18 protein-coding genes are annotated in these 17,936 nt (G+C 64.4%); all 18 read right to left on the bottom strand.

Going from position 1 to position 17,936, the window contains the following annotated elements:
• Positions 1-4: 4 nt before the first annotated feature.
• The 18 genes from JQ627_RS06795 to JQ627_RS06710 all read right to left on the bottom strand — a co-directional run bounded on the left by JQ627_RS06795 (position 5) and on the right by JQ627_RS06710 (position 17,935).
• Positions 5-352: a hypothetical protein gene (locus JQ627_RS06795; protein WP_212483379.1), complete on the bottom strand. Its 348-nt coding sequence runs from the start codon at positions 350-352 to the stop codon at positions 5-7.
• A gap of 48 nt (positions 353-400) precedes the next feature.
• A complete protein-coding gene (locus JQ627_RS06790) occupies positions 401-676 on the bottom strand; it encodes a DUF1467 family protein (RefSeq protein WP_212483378.1) in 276 nt (91 codons plus the stop codon).
• Between the two features lie 9 nt (positions 677-685).
• Complete coding sequence (gene mce, locus JQ627_RS06785; protein ID WP_212483377.1) at positions 686-1,090, bottom strand: methylmalonyl-CoA epimerase; 405 nt, start codon at positions 1,088-1,090, stop codon at positions 686-688.
• 70 nt (positions 1,091-1,160) lie between these two features.
• A complete protein-coding gene (locus JQ627_RS06780) occupies positions 1,161-2,831 on the bottom strand; it encodes a ribonuclease J (RefSeq protein WP_212483376.1) in 1,671 nt (556 codons plus the stop codon).
• On the bottom strand, positions 2,831-3,637 hold the full coding sequence (locus JQ627_RS06775) for a biotin--[acetyl-CoA-carboxylase] ligase (protein ID WP_212483375.1): 807 nt from the start codon (positions 3,635-3,637) through the stop codon (positions 2,831-2,833). Before JQ627_RS06775 ends, JQ627_RS06780 begins: the two co-directional genes overlap by 1 nt.
• Position 3,638: 1 nt before the next feature.
• Positions 3,639-5,075: an NADH-quinone oxidoreductase subunit NuoN gene (nuoN, locus tag JQ627_RS06770; RefSeq protein WP_212483374.1), complete on the bottom strand. Its 1,437-nt coding sequence runs from the start codon at positions 5,073-5,075 to the stop codon at positions 3,639-3,641.
• Positions 5,076-5,097: 22 nt separating this feature from the next.
• Entirely contained in the window at positions 5,098-6,606 is a 1,509-nt protein-coding gene (locus JQ627_RS06765) for an NADH-quinone oxidoreductase subunit M (protein WP_212483373.1), read from the bottom strand.
• The gene (nuoL, locus tag JQ627_RS06760; RefSeq protein WP_212483372.1) at positions 6,607-8,685 is read right to left on the bottom strand and encodes an NADH-quinone oxidoreductase subunit L; all 2,079 of its coding nucleotides are present in this window, start codon (positions 8,683-8,685) and stop codon (positions 6,607-6,609) included.
• Between the two features lie 8 nt (positions 8,686-8,693).
• A complete protein-coding gene (gene nuoK / locus JQ627_RS06755; protein ID WP_008547737.1) occupies positions 8,694-9,002 on the bottom strand; it encodes an NADH-quinone oxidoreductase subunit NuoK in 309 nt (102 codons plus the stop codon).
• Positions 8,999-9,637: an NADH-quinone oxidoreductase subunit J gene (locus JQ627_RS06750; RefSeq protein WP_212483371.1), complete on the bottom strand. Its 639-nt coding sequence runs from the start codon at positions 9,635-9,637 to the stop codon at positions 8,999-9,001. The genes nuoK and JQ627_RS06750 overlap by 4 nt, the downstream gene beginning before the upstream one ends.
• A 9-nt stretch (positions 9,638-9,646) precedes the next feature.
• Positions 9,647-10,135 (bottom strand): NADH-quinone oxidoreductase subunit NuoI, encoded by a 489-nt coding sequence (nuoI, locus tag JQ627_RS06745; protein ID WP_026232873.1) that lies wholly within the window; start codon positions 10,133-10,135, stop codon positions 9,647-9,649.
• A gap of 14 nt (positions 10,136-10,149) precedes the next feature.
• Positions 10,150-11,217, bottom strand: coding sequence for an NADH-quinone oxidoreductase subunit NuoH (gene nuoH / locus JQ627_RS06740; RefSeq protein ID WP_014494863.1), 1,068 nt, complete (start codon positions 11,215-11,217; stop codon positions 10,150-10,152).
• Between the two features lie 4 nt (positions 11,218-11,221).
• The gene (gene nuoG, locus JQ627_RS06735; RefSeq protein ID WP_212483370.1) at positions 11,222-13,297 is read right to left on the bottom strand and encodes an NADH-quinone oxidoreductase subunit NuoG; all 2,076 of its coding nucleotides are present in this window, start codon (positions 13,295-13,297) and stop codon (positions 11,222-11,224) included.
• 5 nt (positions 13,298-13,302) lie between these two features.
• Positions 13,303-14,628: an NADH-quinone oxidoreductase subunit NuoF gene (gene nuoF / locus JQ627_RS06730; protein WP_014494861.1), complete on the bottom strand. Its 1,326-nt coding sequence runs from the start codon at positions 14,626-14,628 to the stop codon at positions 13,303-13,305.
• Positions 14,629-14,643: 15 nt separating this feature from the next.
• Positions 14,644-14,844: a hypothetical protein gene (locus tag JQ627_RS06725; protein ID WP_212483369.1), complete on the bottom strand. Its 201-nt coding sequence runs from the start codon at positions 14,842-14,844 to the stop codon at positions 14,644-14,646.
• A complete protein-coding gene (gene nuoE, locus JQ627_RS06720; RefSeq protein ID WP_212483368.1) occupies positions 14,844-15,455 on the bottom strand; it encodes an NADH-quinone oxidoreductase subunit NuoE in 612 nt (203 codons plus the stop codon). The genes JQ627_RS06725 and nuoE overlap by 1 nt, the downstream gene beginning before the upstream one ends.
• Positions 15,456-15,465: 10 nt before the next feature.
• Positions 15,466-16,428, bottom strand: a complete 963-nt coding sequence (locus JQ627_RS06715) for an FkbM family methyltransferase (protein WP_212483367.1) — start codon at positions 16,426-16,428, stop codon at positions 15,466-15,468.
• A gap of 310 nt (positions 16,429-16,738) precedes the next feature.
• Complete coding sequence (locus tag JQ627_RS06710) at positions 16,739-17,935, bottom strand: NADH-quinone oxidoreductase subunit D (protein ID WP_212483366.1); 1,197 nt, start codon at positions 17,933-17,935, stop codon at positions 16,739-16,741.
• Position 17,936: the final 1 nt, after the last annotated feature.

Genomic DNA, 17,936 nt, shown 5'->3' with positions numbered 1-17,936 from the left:
ATCGTTACTCCCGCTCCAGGAAGCTCGAGCCGATCTCGGCCTTTCTTTTGATGGGATCGTAATCACAATAGACGAGATCCGCCACCAGCGTGTAGCTGGCACTGACGGTGTATTTGTCCAGCTTGACCGAGTTCAGGCCGATCACCGAGGTGCTCTTGCCCCCGTTCCATCTGAACGGCGTCGAGCTCTGCGTCCGCTCGCAGGCCATCACCGCCTCGTTGAAGACGTAGCCCTCGACGAACGCCTTCAGCGTTCGGACCTGCAGGGCCATCTTCCACTCGAAATAGCCGATGGCACCGAGGCCGGCGACGATCAGCACCAGAAGCGCGATGACGATCCGCTGAAAAGTCATTTGTTTCCCCCGAACAACGACCCAACCGAAAAACTATGGCAAGAAATCCTAGAACGGCATTCCCATCAATTTGGACAAGCGCTCGATCGAAAGATAGCCGGCATGATAGGCCGCTATGCCGATCCCGTAGATGATCGCCGAGATGATCGTGGTCCAGATCAGCTTGCGTCCCATCCGCGTCAGGATCGGCGCGCCGGGGTCGGTGCCGGGCGCGCCCACGCCGTCCTCGTGCTGGCTGCGCACGCCGAACGGCAGCGTCAGAAACAGCGCGATCCACCAGATGACGAAGTAGATCGCAAGCGCGGTTGATATCTGGATCGCCATGGCCGGGCCTTACGCCTGCTCGATCTCGACCAGCGCACCGGAAAAATCCTTGGGGTGCAGGAACAGCACCGGTTTGCCGTGGGCGCCGATCTTCGGCACGCCGTCGCCGAGCACCCGCGCCCCCTCCTTCACCAGCGTGTCGCGCGAGGCGATGATGTCGACGACTTCGTAGCAGACATGGTGGATGCCGCCATCGGCATTGCGCTCGAGGAACTTCGCGATCGGCGAGGCCTCACCGAGCGGCTCGATGAACTCGATCTTGGTATTGGGCAGCGTCGCGAACACGGTGGTGACGCCATGCTCGGGCAGCGCGACGGCTTCCGAGATCTGGGCCCCGAACGCGGCGCCGTAGATCTTTGCAGCCTTGATGGCGTCCTTTGTGGCGATCGCCACGTGGTTGAGCCGGCCCAGCATGTTTCTTCTCCCTCAGAGCATGATCCGGAAAAGTGTGAAGCGGTTTTCCGAAAAGATCATGCTCAAACAATTACACTGTCAGGACATGTACCAGACAGGGGGGCTTTTTGCCCCAATGTTCGTTGATGACCGCCCGGACAGCGCGTCGCACCGACTCGGCCAGGGCATCCGCATCGCGGCGACGTGCCTTCGGCAGACCTTCGATGGTGGAGACCACGGCGTCGAACACGATGTCGTCGAAGGGCTCGCCGGCCCGGTTCTTCTCGGGGATGCCGACGAGATCGACCTCGGGATCGTCGGCGAGCTCGCCCTGCTCGGTCATCGCGACCGCGACGAAAGCGCAGCCGGAGAACGCCATGCGGCGGCGCTCGACCACGGCGCGGGATTTGGAGTCCTCCAGGATCGTGCCATCCTTGTAGAGCCGGCCGGAGGGCACCTCGCCGATGATGCCCGGATCTCCCGGGCCGAGCTTGATCAGGTCGCCATTGCGCACGACCAGGACGCGCGGCACGCCGGCAGCGCGCGCGAGCTTGGCATGCTCGTTCAGGTGCAGCGCCTCGCCATGGACGGGGATCAGGAGCTGCGGCTTCACCCAGGCGATCATGTCGCGCAATTCGTCGCGGCGGGGATGGCCGGAGACGTGAACCAGATGGTCGCGGTCGGTGAGGACCTCGACGCCCTGGAGCACCAGATTGTTGATGATCGAGCCGACCGCCTTCTCGTTGCCGGGAATGGTGCGCGAGGAGAAGATCACGCTGTCGCCGCGGTTGAGCGTGATCTCGGGATGGTCGTCATTGGCGATGCGCGCCAGTGCTGCGCGCGGCTCGCCTTGGCTGCCGGTGCACAGCGCCAGCACCTTGTCCTGCGGAAGGTGGCCGTAAACCTCGGGCGAGCGGAAATTCTGCACACCGTCGAGATAACCGGTCTCGCGTGCGATCTGCACCACGCGCTCCATGGCACGACCGACCACGACGACCTCGCGGTCGGCGGCTCTCGCTGCGGCGGCGACGGCCTTGATGCGGGCGACGTTGGAGGCGAAGGTCGTCACCGCGACGCGGCCCTTGGCGGCCTTGACCAGGTCGATAATGGTTCGGGCGACCTCGGCTTCCGAGGGCGAGCGGCCGTCACGCACGGCGTTGGTGGAATCGCCGATCAGGGCGAGCACGCCCTCCTCGCCCAGCTCGCGCAGCCGCTTCTCGTCGGTCGGGCTCCCGAGCGTCGGGGTCGGATCGATCTTCCAGTCGCCGGTGTGCAGCACCGTGCCGGCCTCGGTGTGGATCGCCAGCGCGTGCGCCTCGGGAATCGAATGCGCGACGGGAATGAACTCGACGTTGAACGGGCCGATATCGACGCGCCCGCCTGACGGCACCACCGTCACCGGGATCTTCGGTGCGTTGCGCTCGGCGGCGCATTTGGCATCGAACAGCGCCGCGCTGAACTGCGTGGCATAGATCGGGCATTTCAGCTTCGGCCAGAGGTCGATGATGGCGCCGAAATGGTCCTCATGGGCGTGGGTGAGCACCAGGCCCATCAGGTTCTTGCGTTCCTTCTCCAGGAAGCTGATGTCGGGCATGATCAGGTCGATGCCCGGCAGATGCTCCTCGTCGCCGAAGGAAACGCCGAGATCGACCGCGAGCCAGGCGCGCTGCTGGCGGTTGCCGAGGCCGTAAATCGACAGGTTCATGCCGATCTCGCCGACGCCGCCGAGCGGCGCAAATACCAGTTCGTCAGGCTTCGCCATCACGCAGCTCCCACGGAGGCGGCCGAGCCAAAGAACACCTCGCCGGCCGCCACCGGGAGGCGTCGGCCGTCAACGGTGCGGACGATCAGGCAGCCGGTGTCGTCGATGGTGTCGAAAATGCCTTCCAGCGTCATCGTTCCCGTGTTGATCGCGACCCGTTCGCCGAGGCCGGCGGCGCGCTCCAGCCACAGCTTGCGGATCTCGGCAAAGCCGCGGCCATTGTCCCAGATCCCTCGGAATTCCACCCAGGCATCTGATAGCGCCGAGAACAGCTCTTCCGCGCTGATCTGGACGCCGAGTGCGGCCAGCGACACCGCGGGCGTCGGCGTGCCCTCGGGCGCCGCCACGACGTTGGTGCCGATGCCGACGACCACGGCAAGACGATCGCCGACGGCCTCGGCTTCGAGGCCGATGCCGACCAGCTTCTTGCCGCCCGCGAGGACGTCGTTCGGCCATTTGAGGGCGTAGCGGGGCCGGTCCGGGCCGAGGCGCAGCGCGGCCTCGAGGCTGACCTTCTCCAGCGCAGCCTCTTCCGCCAGCCCCGCCGCAAAACCGATGGTGGCGGCAACCGCGGGCGCGATGTCCAGGACTTCGAGGACGCTGGCGGCGAGATTGCCTTTCGGCGCGATCCAGGCGCGCTGGCGGCGGCCGCGGCCGGCGGTCTGGTCCGACGTGACGAACCACATCGGGCCGGCTTCGCCGGCCCGAGCGTGTTCGATCGCGTCCGTGTTGGTCGAGCCGGTCCGTTCGAAAGCTGCGAGCTTGTAGCCCGCCTGGAGTGCGCGAGGACCGAGCGCGAACCCCATCCTAGAACAGCGACTTTGCCGCGGCGGAGGCGACGGTCACCACCGGGCCCGCGAACAGCGCGAACAGGATGTTGAACACGCCCGCAACCGCCAGCACCGTCTTCACCTCGACGCGCACCGGATCGACCTGGCCGGCCGGCTCGTCGAAATACATCGTCTTGACGATGGTGAGGTAATAGTAGGCACCCACCACGCTGGTCAGCACGCCGATGACGGCGAGTGTGAACAGGTTCGCCTTGATGGCGGCGACGAACACGTACCATTTGGCGAAGAAGCCGGCGAGCGGCGGAATGCCGGCCAACGAGAACAGCAGCATCGCGAACATGAAGGCGAGCAGCGGATTGGTCCGCGACAGGCCGGCGAAATCGCTGATCTGCTCCACGGCCTGGCCGTTGCGCTTCATCGCGAGGATGATCGAGAACGAGCCGAGCGTCATCGCGACATAGATCACGATGTACATCAGCACGCCCTGCGCGCCTTCGACCGTGCCGGAGGCAAGGCCGACCAGGGCGAAGCCCATGTGGCCGATCGAGGAGTACGCCATCAGGCGCTTGATGTTGGTCTGGCCGATCGCGGCGAAAGAGCCGAGTGCCATCGAGGCGATCGCCACGAACACCAGGATCTGCTGCCACTGCGAGACGATGCCGGGGAATGCGGTCAGGGTGACGCGGGTGAAGACGGCGAGCGCGGCCACTTTCGGCGCCGAGGCGAAGAAGGCGGTCACCGGGGTCGGGGCGCCCTCGTAGACGTCAGGCGTCCACATGTGGAACGGCACGGCCGAGACCTTGAAGCAGAGGCCGGCGAGCAGGAAGACCAGGCCGAACACCAGGCCGACGTTCGAGACCGTCGCGGCCGACGCGATTCCGGTGAAGCTGACCGTGCCGGTGAAGCCGTAGACCAGCGAGGAGCCATACAGCAGCATGCCCGAGGACAGCGCGCCGAGCACGAAGTATTTCAGGCCGGCTTCCGTCGACTTGGCATTGTCGCGGTTGGAGGCCGCCACGACGTAAAGCGCGAGCGACATCAGTTCGAGGCCGAGATAGAGCGAGATCAAATCGCCGGCCGAGATCAGCACCATCATGCCGAGCGTCGAGAGCAGCACCAGGATCGCGTATTCGAAGATCCGGCGCGACGGATCGGACAGGAACTCGGTCGACAGCACCAGCGTCACCGCCGAGCCGATCAGGGCCAGGATCTTCATGAAACGCGCGAAATCGTCGACGATGAAGCTGCCGCCGAAGGTCACGTGCTTGCCCGCAGGCTGGGCGTAGACGAGCACGCCGACCACGACCAGGAGCAGGACCGAAAGCGTCGTGACGGCCTTGGTGGTCCCCTCCCCGCGATAGGCCCCCAGCATCAAGAGTGCCATGGCGCCGACCGCGAGCACGATCTCGGGCAGCACCGGCGCCAGTTGATAACCTGCAGTCTCAAAGCTCATGGCGATATCCTGACCTGCCCGATCACTGGAGCAGTGCGGCGGCCTTCACGGCCGTCACAGCGGTGTTGTAATTGTTGACGAGTTGCTGGACCGAGACGGCCGACATATCGAGCACCGGCTTCGGATAGACGCCGAACAGGATCGTCAGCGCGATCAGCGGGAACAGCGTCACGCACTCGCGGAAGGTGAGATCCTTCATGCTCATCAGCGACGGCTTGACCAGCGCCCCGAACACGACCTTGCGGTAGAGCCACAGCGCATAGGCCGCCGACAGGATCACGCCGAAGGTGGCGAAGAATGCGGTCGGGATCGAGACCTTGAAGGTGCCGAGCAGCGTCATGAACTCGCCGACGAAGCCGGAGGTACCGGGCAGACCGACATTGGCCATGGTGAAGACCATGAAGGTCAGCGCGTAGAGCGGCATCCGGTTGACGAGGCCGCCATAGGCCGCGATCTCGCGGGTGTGCATGCGGTCGTAGACGATGCCGACGCAGAGGAACAGCGCACCGGAGACGATGCCGTGCGAGATCATCTGGAACACGCCGCCGGCGACGCCCTGCATGGTGCCGGCGAAGATGCCCATGGTGACGAAGCCCATATGCGCCACTGACGAGTACGCAATCAGCTTCTTCATGTCCTCCTGCATCAGGGCGACCAGCGAGGTGTAGATGATGGCGATGGCCGACAGCGTGAATACCAGCGGCGCGAAGTCGTGCGAGGCGAGCGGGAACATCGGCAGCGAGAAGCGCAGGAAGCCGTAGCCGCCCATCTTCAGGAGGATCGCGGCCAGCACCACCGAGCCCGCGGTTGGCGCCTCGACGTGCGCGTCGGGGAGCCAAGTGTGCACCGGCCACATCGGCATCTTCACCGCGAACGAGGCGAAGAAGGCGAGCCACGCCCAGGTCTGCAACGACCGCGGCACGGCGGTGTGCATCAGGGTCGGGATGTCGGTGGTGCCGCCGTTCCAGTACAGCGCCATGATCGCGAGCAGCATCAGCACCGAGCCGAGCAGCGTGTAGAGGAAGAACTTGAACGACGCGTAGACCCGGCGCGGACCGCCCCAGACACCGATGATCAGGAACATCGGGATCAGGCCGCCCTCGAAGAACAGGTAGAACAGCACGAGATCGAGCGCCGAGAAGGTGCCGACCATCAGCGTTTCCAGGATCAGGAACGCCATCATGTATTCGCGGACGCGGTTGGTGATCGCCTTCCAGCTCGCGATGATGCAGAACGGCATGATGGCGGTGGTCAGGATCACCAGCGGCAGCGAAATGCCGTCGACGCCCATGTGGTAGGTGATGCCGGTGGCGAGCCAGTTCGCCTTCTCGACGAACTGGAAGTCGGCGCTCGAGGGATCGAAGCGCATCACCAGGATCACCGACACCGCGAAGGTGATCAGCGTGGTCCACAACGCGATCCAGCGCGCATTGCGGCGGGACGCCTCGTCATCGCCGCGGCTGAGATAGACGATCAGCGCGCCAACCAGCGGCAGGAACGTCGTGACCGATAGGATGGGCCAGGTTGTCATTTACTGGCCTCCAAAGCCGAACATGAACCAGGTGATCAGGCCGGCGGCGCCGATCAGCATGGCGAACGCGTAGTGATAGAGGTAGCCGGTCTGGATCTTCACCACGTTGCGGGTGACGTCCAGCACGCGGGCCGAGATGCCGTCGGGGCCGAAGCCGTCGATGATGAAGCCATCGCCCTTCTTCCAGAGCTGATAGCCGATCCACTTCGCCGGACGGACGAAGATGACGTCGTAGAGCTCGTCGAAGTACCATTTGTTGAGCAGGAACTGGTACAGCATCGGCTGGGTGTTCGCGAGCTCGACCGGCAGATATGGCCGGCGGATATAGAACAGGTACGACACCAGGAAGCCCAGCACCATCATCACCGTCGGCAGGAAGGCGATGGTCTCGGGGATGTGGTGCATCTCCTCGATGATGTGCGGGTTCATCTTCACGGACTCGCGGAAGAACTCCTCGACGCCGTGACCGGCGAACAGCTCCTTGAACGGGAAGCCCGCGACGATCGAGCCGACCGCGAGAACGCCGATCGGGATCAGTATCCACATCGGAGCCTCATGCGCGGCCTCGTAGTGATGCTCGTCATGGGGCTCGCCGTGGAAGGTCTTGAAGATCAGGCGCCAGGAGTAGAACGAGGTCAGGCCGGCGGCGACGACCGTCATCAGGAAGCCGTACATCGCGAACGGATTGTGCGAGGCGTAAGCGGATTCGATGATCGCGTCCTTGGAGAAGTAGCCGGCGGTGAGCGGGAAGCCGGTCAGCGCCAGCGTGCCGACCACCATCACCGCGTAGGTGTAGGGAATCTTCTTCCAGAGGCCACCCATGTTGCGGATGTCCTGCTCGTGGTGCATCGCGTAGATCACCGAGCCGGAGCCCAAGAAGAGCAGCGCCTTGAAGAAGGCGTGTGTGAACAGGTGGAACATGCCGACCGAATAGGCCCCTGCTCCCATGGCCACGAACATGTAGCCGAGCTGCGAACAGGTCGAGTAGGCGACGATGCGCTTGATGTCGTTCTGGACGAGGCCGATGGTCGCCGCGAAGAACGCGGTCGTGGCGCCGAAGAACATCACGACAGCCTGCGCGTTCGGGGCGAGCTCGAACAGCGGCGACAGGCGCGCCACCATAAAGACGCCGGCGGTGACCATGGTCGCAGCGTGGATCAGCGCGGAGACCGGGGTCGGACCTTCCATCGCGTCCGGCAGCCAGGTGTGCAACAGGAACTGCGCCGACTTGCCCATCGCACCCATGAACAGCAGCAGGCAGGTCAGGGTCAGCGCATCGGCATGCCAGCCGAGGAAGTCGACGGTCTTGCCGGTCAGGCTCGGCGCCTGGTGGAAGATGGTCTCGAAATCGGTCGAGCCGACCAGCGCGAAGATCGCGAAGATGCCGAGCGCAAAGCCGAAATCGCCGACGCGGTTGACCACGAAGGCCTTGATCGCCGCCGCGTTCGCCGACGGCTTCTGGTACCAGAAGCCGATCAGGAGATAGCTCGCCAGACCCACGCCTTCCCAGCCGAAGAACAGCTGCACGAGGTTGTCCGCCGTCACCAGCATCAGCATGGCGAAGGTGAACAGCGAGAGATAGCCGAAGAAGCGCGGCCGGTACGGATCCTCGTCCATGTAGCCGATGGAATAGAGGTGCACGAGCGAGGACACGGTGGTCACCACCACCAGCATCACGGCGGTGAGCGTATCGACCCGCAGCGTCCAGTAGACCTGGAGGTCGCCCGAGAGGATCCAGGGCAACAGCGGAATGCGCATGTCGTGGTGCATGAAGCCGACATCGACCAGCGTCATCCAGGACAGCGCGGCCGAGACGAACAGCAGCGCCGTGGTGATCAGCTCCGCTCCGCGCGAGCCCGCCGCCGCCGGCTCGACCGGGCCGTGGCCGTGGTCGTCATGGCCGTGATCGTCGTGGCCATGGTCGTCATGGGCCGCCGACGCATGCGCGTCGCCGTGACCATGGTCACCGTGATGCTCGACCTCGTCGCCCGAGGGGTTGCGGGCATGCGCGCCGAACAGCGCGATAAGCCCGGCCAGAATGGCGCCCAGCAGAGGCAGAAAGACAATTGCCTGAACCATGACCGAGCTCAGCCCTTCATCAGATTGACGTCCTCAACCGCGATCGAGCCGCGGTTGCGGAAATAGACCACCAGGATGGCGAGACCGATCGCGGCTTCCGCAGCCGCAACAGTCAGCACCAGCAACGCGAAGACCTGGCCGACGATGTCGCCGAGGAAGGTCGAGAACGCAACGAGGTTGATGTTGACCGAGAGCAGGATCAGCTCGATCGACATCAGGATGACGATGATGTTCTTGCGGTTCAGGAAGATGCCGAGGATCCCGAGCGTGAACAGGATCGCGCCGACCGCCAGATAATGTCCGAGCCCGATCGTCATTTCACCCACTCCGCCGCGTCGGCATCCTGGAGCCCCTGCCCCGGTGCCACCTTGCGCATCGCCATCGCCATGTCGGGCGTGCGTGCGTTCTGAACGTTGATGTCCTGCCGCTTCACGCTCGCCTTGTGGCGCAGCGTCAGCACGATGGCGCCGATCATGGCGACCAGCAGCACCATGCCCGAGAGCTGGAAGTAGTGGATGTACTTCGTATAGAGCACGAGGCCGAGCGCCTCGGTGTTGCTGACATTGGTCGGGATCGCCGCCGTGATCGTCTTGGAGACGCCGGGGTTGATGACCCAGAAGCCGACGGTGAGCAGCAGCTCGAACAGGAAGATGCCGCCGATCACCAGGCCGACCGGCAGGTACTCGATGAAGCCCTCGCGCAGCTCGAGGAAGTCGACGTCGAGCATCATGATCACGAACAGGAACAGTACCGCGACGGCGCCGACATAGACGACGATCAGGATCATCGCGAGGAATTCGGCGCCCATCAGCACGAACAGGCCGGAGGCGTTGACGAAGGCCAGGATCAGGTACAGCACGGAGTGCACGGGATTGCGCGAGACAATCACCATCACCGCCGAGGCGACGCAGATGCCGGCGAAGAGATAGAAGAACAGCGCGGGAAGGATCATGCTCTCATCTCACCGGTACGGCGCGTCGAGCTCGATCGCTTTCGCGATCTCGCGTTCCCAGCGGTCGCCATTGGCGAGCAGCTTGGCCTTGTCATAGAACAGTTCCTCGCGGGTCTCGGTCGCGAACTCGAAGTTCGGACCTTCGACGATGGCGTCGACCGGACAGGCCTCCTGGCAGAGGCCGCAATAGATGCACTTCACCATGTCGATGTCGTAGCGCACGGTGCGGCGGGTGCCGTCATTGCGGCGCGGGCCGGCCTCGATGGTGATGGCCTGCGCCGGGCAGACGGCTTCGCACAGCTTGCAGGCGATGCAGCGCTCTTCGCCGTTCGGATAGCGGCGCAGCGCATGCTCGCCGCGGAAACGCGGCGAGATCGGGCCCTTCTCGAAGGGATAGTTCAGCGTCGGCTTCGGCTGGAAGAAATAGCGCATGGCGAGGAAGAACGCCGAGACGAATTCCGACAGCAGGAGCGAGCGTGCGGTGGCGTTGATGTTGATACCCATGACGGCCCTCACTTCGGCGCGATGCCGGCGAAATGCAGCACGCCGGCCACCACGACCACCATCGCCAGCGACAGCGGCAGGAACACCTTCCAGCCGAGGCGCATCAATTGGTCGTAGCGGTAGCGCGGCACGATCGCCTTTGCCATCGCGAACAGGAAGAACATGAAGAAGACTTTGAGCGAGAACCAGATGATCCCCGGCACCCAGTTGAAGGGCGGCAGGTCCACCGGCGGCAGCCAGCCTCCGAGGAACAGGATCGTCGCCATCGCGCACATCGTGACGATCGCGACGTATTCGCCGAGCATGAACAGCAGATACGGCGTCGAGCCGTATTCGACCATGAAGCCGGCGACCAGCTCGGATTCAGCTTCCACGAGATCGAACGGCGGACGGTTGGTTTCCGCCAGCGCCGAGACGTAGAAGATCACGAACATCGGGAACAGCGGCCAGACGTACCAGTTCAGGATGGTGAGCTGCGGCAGCCCGATCAGGCTGGCAAGGCCGCGCGCATGCTGGGCCTCGACCACGGCCGAGAGGTTCAGCGTGCCGGCGCAGAGCAGCACCGTGATGATGACGAAGCCGATCGAGACTTCATACGACACCATCTGCGCCGCCGAACGCAGCGCGGCCAGGAACGGGTATTTCGAGTTCGACGACCAGCCGGCCATGATGATGCCGTAGATCGACAGCGACGAGATCGCGAAGATGAAGAGGATGCCGACATTGATGTCGGAGATCACCCAGCCGAGATTGGTCGGGATCACCGCCCAGGCGGCGAGCGCGAGCACGCATGAGACCAAGGGAGCAAGGAGAAACACGCCCTTGTTGGCGCCGGACGGGATGATCGGCTCCTTCAGCACGAACTTCAGCAGGTCGGCGAAGGATTGCAGCAGGCCCCAGGGGCCGACCACGTTCGGGCCGCGGCGGATCTGCACCGCTGCCCAGATCTTGCGGTCGGCGAGCAGGATGTAGGCGATCGCAACCAGGAGGACGACGAGCACCAGAACGCTCTCCGCGACCATGATGATCAGCGGCCAGAGGAAACCGGTCCAGAATGCGCTTTCGAAGAATTCCATCGGCTCACTCCGCTGCGGTCAGCATCTGCCCGGAGGCAAGCCGCGAACATTCCGCCATCACGGCGGACGCACGCGCGATTGGGTTGGTCAAATAGAAGTCCTCGATCGCCGCCTTGAACGGCGCCTTCTCGGGCGAACCGCCCTTCCCGGCCAGCTTCTTGATCTGGTCGGCCGAACCGGCCTCGATCTGGTCGAGACGGATCAGATGCGGCACGGCCTTGAAGATCGCCTGGCGGAGCGCCGGGAGCGAGTCGTAGCCGAGTTTCTTGCCGAGCGCTTCCGACAACGCACGGACGATCGCCCAGTCCTCGCGGGCTTCGCCCGGCGGAAACGCGGCGCGGCCCGTCATCTGCACGCGGCCTTCGGTGTTGACGTAGATCGCGGACTTCTCGGTGTAGGCGGCTGCCGGTAGAATGACATCGGCACGATGCGCGCCGCGGTCGCCATGGGTGCCGATATAGACGACGAAGGTGCCGTCCGGCGCCTTGATCTCGTCGGCGCCAAGCAGGAACAGCAGGTCGAGCGTACCGAACGTCGTCATCTGCGCGGCGTTCAGCCCGCCCGCCGTGGCGGAGAAGCCGATATCGAGCGCACCGACGCGCGAGGCGGTCTCGTGCAGCACGGCAAAGCCGTTCCAGCCGTCCTTCACCGCGCCGACGTCGAGCGCGAGCTTGGCGGCCGCAGCGAGAACGGCAGCGCCGTCGTGACGCGAGGCCGCGCCCGCGCCGACCAGGATGATCGGGTTCTTGGCGTTCTTCAGCACGTCCATGAAGGAGTGCTTGCCGGCCGCGAGCTCGCCGAGCGTCTCGGTGCCCGCGCCGAGATGATCATAGTCGTAAGTGAGATCGGCCTTGGCGCCGATCACGCCGACCTTGAAGCCGCCGGCGCGCCAGCGCTTGCGGATGCGGGCGTTGAACACCGCCGCTTCCTTGCGCGGATTGGCGCCGATGATGAGCAGCGCGTCGGCCTGCTCGATGCCGACCAGCGTCGGGTTGAAGATGTAGGAGCCGCGGCCGAGCGCGGGATCGAAGGCGTCGCCGCCTTGCACCGCGAGATTGCTGGAGCCGTATTTGGCGAGCAGATCCTTCAGCGCGAACATCTCTTCGACGCCGGCGAGGTCGCCCGCGATCGCGCCGATGCGCTTGCCGTCGGTGCGCGCCGCCTTGGATGCGATCGCGGCGAAGGCTTCCGGCCAGCTCGCCGCCCGCAGTTTGCCGGCTTCGCGGATGTAAGGCCGGTCGAGGCGCTGGGTGCGCAGGCCGTCGACGACGTGACGGGTCTTGTCGGAGATCCACTCCTCGTTCACGGCCTCGTTGATGCGCGGCAGCACGCGCATCACCTCGCGGCCGCGGGTGTCGACGCGGATCGCCGAGCCGATGCCGTCCATGACGTCGATCGACTGGGTCTTGCCGAGCTCCCACGGGCGCGCCGCGAACGCATAGGGCTTCGAGGTCAGCGCGCCGACCGGGCAGATGTCGACGAGATTGCCCTGCAATTCGGACGTCAGCGCGTGCTCGAGATAAGTCGTGATCTCCATGTCCTCGCCGCGGCCGGTGGCGCCCATCTCGGGCGCGCCGGCGACTTCCGCCGAGAAGCGGACGCAGCGCGTGCACTGGATGCAGCGGTTCATCGAGGTCTTGACCAGCGCACCGAGATATTTGTCCTCTACCGCGCGCTTGTTCTCGGCGAAGCGGCTGGTGTCGACACCATAACCCATCGCCTGGTCCTGAAGGTCGCACTCGCCGCCCTGGTCGCAGATCGGGCAATCCAGCGGATGGTTGATGAGAAGGAACTCCATCACGCCTTCGCGCGCCTTCTTCACCATCGGCGAACGCGTGGAGATTTCCGGCGGCTCGCCCTTGGGGCCCGGACGGCAATCGCGCACGCCCCAGGCGCAGCTCGCGACCGGCTTCGGGCCGCCCTTCACTTCGACGAGGCACATCCGGCAATTGCCGGCGATCGACAGCCGCTCGTGATAGCAGAAGCGCGGAATCTCGGCGCCGGCCGCTTCGCACGCCTGAAGCAGCGTGTATTCGGCGGGGACATCGATCTCTTTGCCGTCGATGATGAGCTTGGTCATTTCTCTTACTCCGCCGCGACCATGTTCACGGGATCGCGGACGCCGATATCGTCGATGTCGGCCTTGTGCGAATACTGGTCGATGCGCGCTTCGATCTCGTGACGGAAATGCGCGATCAGGCCCTGGATCGGCCAGGCGGCTGCGTCGCCGAGCGCGCAGATGGTATGGCCTTCGACCTGCTTTGTGACTTCGAGCAGCATGTCGATCTCGCGCTTGTGGGCGCGGCCGTCGGCCATGCGGGTGAGCACGCGCCACATCCAGCCGGTGCCTTCGCGGCACGGCGTGCACTGGCCGCAGCTCTCATGCTTGTAGAAATAGGAGATGCGGGCGATGGAGCGGATCAAGTCGGTCGACTTGTCCATCACGATCACGGCCGCAGTGCCGAGGCCCGAGCGCAGCTTGCTCAGGCTGTCGAAATCCATCGGCGTGTCAATGATCTGCTCGGCCGGCACCATGCGCACCGAGGAGCCGCCGGGGATCACGGCCTTGAGGTTGTCCCAGCCGCCGCGGATGCCGCCGCAATGCTTCTCGATCAGCTCACGGAACGGAATGCCCATGGCCTCTTCGACGTTGCAGGGCCGCTCGACATGGCCGGAGATGCAGAACAGCTTGGTGCCGACATTGTTCGGACGGCCGATGCCGGCGAACCACGCGGCGCCGCGCCGCAGGATGTCGGGCGCAACCGCGATCGACTCGACGTTGTTGACGGTGGTCGGGCAGCCGAACAGGCCGACATTGGCCGGGAACGGCGGCTTCAGGCGCGGCTGGCCCTTCTTGCCTTCGAGGCTTTCGAGCAGCGCGGTCTCCTCGCCGCAGATATAGGCGCCGGCGCCGTGCGCGACGTAGATGTCGAACGGCCAGCCGTTGACATTGTCCTTGCCGACGAGCTTGGCCTCATAGGCCTGGTCGATCGCGGCCTGGAGATGCTCGCGCTCGCGGATGAACTCGCCGCGGACATAGATGTAGCAGGCATGCGCGTTCATCGCGCAGCTCGCGATCAGGCAGCCTTCGATCAGGAGATGCGGATCGTGCCGCATGATCTCGCGATCCTTGCAGGTGCCGGGCTCGGATTCGTCGGCGTTGACGACGAGATAGCTCGGCCGGCCGTCGGTCGATTCCTTCGGCATGAACGACCATTTCAGGCCGGTCGGGAAGCCGGCGCCACCGCGCCCGCGCAGACCCGAGGCCTTCATCTCGTTGATGATCCAGTCACGGCCCTTGTCGATGATATTCTTCGTACCATCCCAGGCGCCGCGGCGCCGCGCGCCCTCGAGCCCCCAGTCGTGGAGGCCGTAGAGGTTCTTGAAGATGCGGTCCTTGTCCTCGAGCATTTCAGTGCTTTCCGATCAACGATTGGACTGCTTGTAGGCAAGTCCGGCGGCGCAGACGGCGAAGGTCAGCGCCCAGAGTAGGCTGCTCTCCTGCGTCGCGTTCATCACGAAGCGCTGCAGCAGGAACATGAAGGCGGCCGCGACCGCGGCGTGCATGGCGACGAAGCCCCATTTGTTCACGGCCTCGTTCCCTCCAATTGCGGGGCGATCACGCATCAGGTGATCTCCTTCAGCGTGGTCGGCCCACCCGTCGGCGCCGAGAACTGACGGCCGTTCTGCGGACCGGGCTTCGGCGGATTGCCCGAGGCGAAGCCGTCGAGCACCTTGCCAAAGGTTTCCTTGGTCAAATCCTCATAGGTGTCCTTGCCGATCAGCACCATCGGCGCATTCACGCAGGCACCGAGGCACTCCACCTCTTCCCAGCTGAAATTGCCATCCTTGGACAGATGAAACGGCTCGTGGTGGATGCGGTGCTCGCAGACGTGGATGAGATCCTCGGCACCGCGCAGGCGGCACGGCGTGGTGCCGCAGACCTGGACGTGGGCCTTCTTGCCGACGGGGGCGAGCTGGAACATCGTGTAGAAGGTCGCAACTTCCAGCACGCGGATATAGGGCATGTCGAGCAAGTCGGCGACGGCGCGGATCGCGGCTTCCGAGACCCAGCCTTCGTGCTGTTCCTGCACGCGCCAGAGAATGGCGATGACGGCGGAGGCCTGACGCCCGGCCGGATATTTCGCGATCTGCTGCTTGGCGAACGCGAGGTTCTCGTCCGTGAACGCAAAGCTCGCGGGCTGGACTTCCTTCGGTGCTAATCGGCGAACGGACATCTCTTATCTCTCACTGCATACGGCGCGCGGTTTTCGCATTCAGGGCATCGATCCTGTCCTGCCAGAATGCGCTTGCGGTGCCGAAAACGTTGTAGCCGACGTGGGTCGAGACCTTGATGCGGTCGAGGATCGACAGCTCGGTCACGGTCTCCATCCGGTTGGTGCGCGGATCGAGCACGATCAGCTTCAGCGGGGTTTGTTCGAGGATATAGCGCGACACTGCGTGGCTGCGGTCGCTGCCGTGCTCCTCGCACATGATGACGCTGTCGGTCTCAAGCAGCCGGGCGCCGCCCTTGATCGCCTCGATCTCGACGCCCTCGACGTCGAGCTTGATCAGGTACTTGCCGTGGGCCGCCACCTTGCCGTCGTCGATGAGATTGTCGAGCGCGAGAACGGGCACTTCCTCGCCGCCTGCCGACGGAGCGCCGGCGATGCTGAAGGCTTCGTGCTTGGTGCCGGACAGACGCGCGGTGCCGCGAGCCGCGCCGATCGCGCATTTCAGGGTCTCGAAGCGATTGCCATTGACGCGGGCGTTGTTGGCGAGCTTCGGGTAGTTCTGGCCCGACGGCTCGATCGCGATCGCCTTGTGCGAGCCGAACGGCTTGCTCGACACCAGCACCGACCAGTAGCCGTAGTTCGCGCCGCAATCGAGCAGCGTGTAGTCGACGTCGATGGAGTCGGCGAACAGCAGCTCAAGCTCGTCCTCGTAATTGTAGGAGCGGTTGAGGAGCTTGCTCCAATAGCCGTCGCCGTAAGGGAACTCGAACACGGCGTCGGAGTTGAGCCTGATCGCGATATTGCGCTCGGGCAGCGTTTTCCGCAGCAGGTTCGCGCAGGCGATGTAGCCCATATGCGAGAAGTGCGACGAGATCTTCGATCCCGTCACCAGCGCCAAGGCAGCCGTCCGCTCCCACAGGTTGGCCCCTTCAAGGGCCCCCGAGGCACGGTCAAACTGGATTGGCGCCTGCGCCATCACCGATCGACCTCGCTTAGTTCCTTGCAAAAGTTCGTCTTCTGGCCGCCACGGCTTCCACTCAGTCCGCACAGAACTGCGGCCCGCTCGCGAATCCATACTTCGTAGCGCCAGGACACATCCATCAGGTCGCGCGGACTTACGCTTTCATATTTCAGCTTCCAGCCTTCTTTGGACAACTGATCCGGACACCAATTCGCGACGGTTCTTGCTCCTGGGCACGGCGAGGAGAATGCGGTCGGAAGCTGCGCCTGCGCGCTTCCGGCCCAACAACCCGCACCAGCAAGTATCGCGATAGGCATTATGGCTCTCACCGATCGACCTCTCCGAACACGATGTCGAGCGAGCCGAGGATCGCCGAGACGTCGGCAAGCAGATGGCCGCGGCAGATGTGGTCCATCGCCTGCAGATGCGCAAAGCCCGGCGCGCGGATCTTGCACTTGTAGGGCTTGTTGGTGCCATCGGAGATCAGATAGACGCCGAACTCGCCCTTCGGCGCCTCGACCGCGGCGTAGACTTCGCCGGCCGGCACGTGGACGCCTTCGGTGTAGAGCTTGAAGTGGTGGATCAGCGCTTCCATCGAGCGCTTCATCTCGCCGCGGCGCGGCGGCGCGACCTTGTTGTCCTCGACGACGACAGGCCCCTTCCCTTCGGCTGCATTCAGCTTCTGGATGCACTGCTTCATGATGCGCACGGACTGGCGCATCTCTTCCATGCGGATCAGGTAGCGATCGTAGCAGTCGCCGTTCTTGCCGATCGGGATGTCGAAATCCATCTCGGCGTAGCACTCATAGGGCTGCGACTTGCGCAAATCCCAGGCCGCGCCCGAGCCGCGCACCATGACGCCCGAGAAACCCCACTCCCAGGCTTCCTTCAGCGGCACCACGCCGATGTCGACGTTGCGCTGCTTGAAGATGCGGTTGGCGGTGAGGAGGCGATCGAGGTCGTCCACGACCTTCAGGAACGGATCGCACCAGGCCTCGATGTCGTCGACCAGCTTCTGCGGCAGGTCCTGATGCACGCCGCCGACGCGGAAGAAAGCTGCGTGCATACGGCTGCCGGAGGCGCGCTCGTAGAACACCATCAGCTTCTCGCGCTCTTCGAAGCCCCACAGCGGCGGGGTCAGCGCGCCGACGTCCATCGCTTGCGTGGTGACATTGAGGAGGTGCGAGAGGATGCGGCCGATCTCGCAATACAGCACGCGGATCAACTGGCCACGGCGCGGCACCTCGATGCCGAGCAGCTTTTCAGCGGCGAGACAGAAGGCATGCTCCTGATTCATCGGCGCGACGTAGTCGAGGCGGTCGAAATACGGGATCGCCTGGAGATAGGTCTTCTGCTCGATCAATTTTTCGGTGCCGCGGTGAAGCAGGCCGATATGCGGATCGACGCGCGCGACGACTTCGCCGTCAAGCTCCAGGACCAACCGCAGCACGCCGTGCGCAGCCGGATGCTGGGGCCCGAAGTTGATGGTGAAATTGCGAAGCTGTTCGGGTTGCTCGTTCATG

It is taken from the genome of Bradyrhizobium liaoningense, from assembly GCF_018130785.1.
GTDB classification, from domain to species: domain Bacteria; phylum Pseudomonadota; class Alphaproteobacteria; order Rhizobiales; family Xanthobacteraceae; genus Bradyrhizobium; species Bradyrhizobium liaoningense_A.
This window is presented reverse-complemented; position numbering and strand designations above follow the sequence as displayed.

Excerpts from the sequence above, each read along its gene's own strand:
- JQ627_RS06775 (WP_212483375.1), bottom strand. The coding sequence starts at position 3,637 with ATGGGGTTCGCGCTCGGTCCTCGCGCACTCCAGGCGGGCTACAAGCTC.
- nuoH (WP_014494863.1), bottom strand. The coding sequence starts at position 11,217 with ATGGAATTCTTCGAAAGCGCATTCTGGACCGGTTTCCTCTGGCCGCTG.
- nuoN (WP_212483374.1), bottom strand. The coding sequence starts at position 5,075 with ATGAGCTTTGAGACTGCAGGTTATCAACTGGCGCCGGTGCTGCCCGAG.
- nuoK (WP_008547737.1), bottom strand. The coding sequence starts at position 9,002 with ATGACGATCGGGCTCGGACATTATCTGGCGGTCGGCGCGATCCTGTTC.
- nuoF (WP_014494861.1), bottom strand. The coding sequence starts at position 14,628 with ATGCTCGAGGACAAGGACCGCATCTTCAAGAACCTCTACGGCCTCCAC.
- JQ627_RS06710 (WP_212483366.1), bottom strand. The coding sequence starts at position 17,935 with ATGAACGAGCAACCCGAACAGCTTCGCAATTTCACCATCAACTTCGGG.
- nuoL (WP_212483372.1), bottom strand. The coding sequence starts at position 8,685 with ATGGTTCAGGCAATTGTCTTTCTGCCTCTGCTGGGCGCCATTCTGGCC.
- JQ627_RS06780 (WP_212483376.1), bottom strand. The coding sequence starts at position 2,831 with ATGGCGAAGCCTGACGAACTGGTATTTGCGCCGCTCGGCGGCGTCGGC.
- JQ627_RS06765 (WP_212483373.1), bottom strand. The coding sequence starts at position 6,606 with ATGACAACCTGGCCCATCCTATCGGTCACGACGTTCCTGCCGCTGGTT.
- mce (WP_212483377.1), bottom strand. The coding sequence starts at position 1,090 with ATGCTGGGCCGGCTCAACCACGTGGCGATCGCCACAAAGGACGCCATC.
- nuoG (WP_212483370.1), bottom strand. The coding sequence starts at position 13,297 with ATGACCAAGCTCATCATCGACGGCAAAGAGATCGATGTCCCCGCCGAA.
- JQ627_RS06795 (WP_212483379.1), bottom strand. The coding sequence starts at position 352 with ATGACTTTTCAGCGGATCGTCATCGCGCTTCTGGTGCTGATCGTCGCC.
- JQ627_RS06715 (WP_212483367.1), bottom strand. The coding sequence starts at position 16,428 with ATGGCGCAGGCGCCAATCCAGTTTGACCGTGCCTCGGGGGCCCTTGAA.
- JQ627_RS06725 (WP_212483369.1), bottom strand. The coding sequence starts at position 14,844 with ATGCGTGATCGCCCCGCAATTGGAGGGAACGAGGCCGTGAACAAATGG.
- JQ627_RS06750 (WP_212483371.1), bottom strand. The coding sequence starts at position 9,637 with ATGATCCTTCCCGCGCTGTTCTTCTATCTCTTCGCCGGCATCTGCGTC.
- JQ627_RS06790 (WP_212483378.1), bottom strand. The coding sequence starts at position 676 with ATGGCGATCCAGATATCAACCGCGCTTGCGATCTACTTCGTCATCTGG.
- nuoE (WP_212483368.1), bottom strand. The coding sequence starts at position 15,455 with ATGTCCGTTCGCCGATTAGCACCGAAGGAAGTCCAGCCCGCGAGCTTT.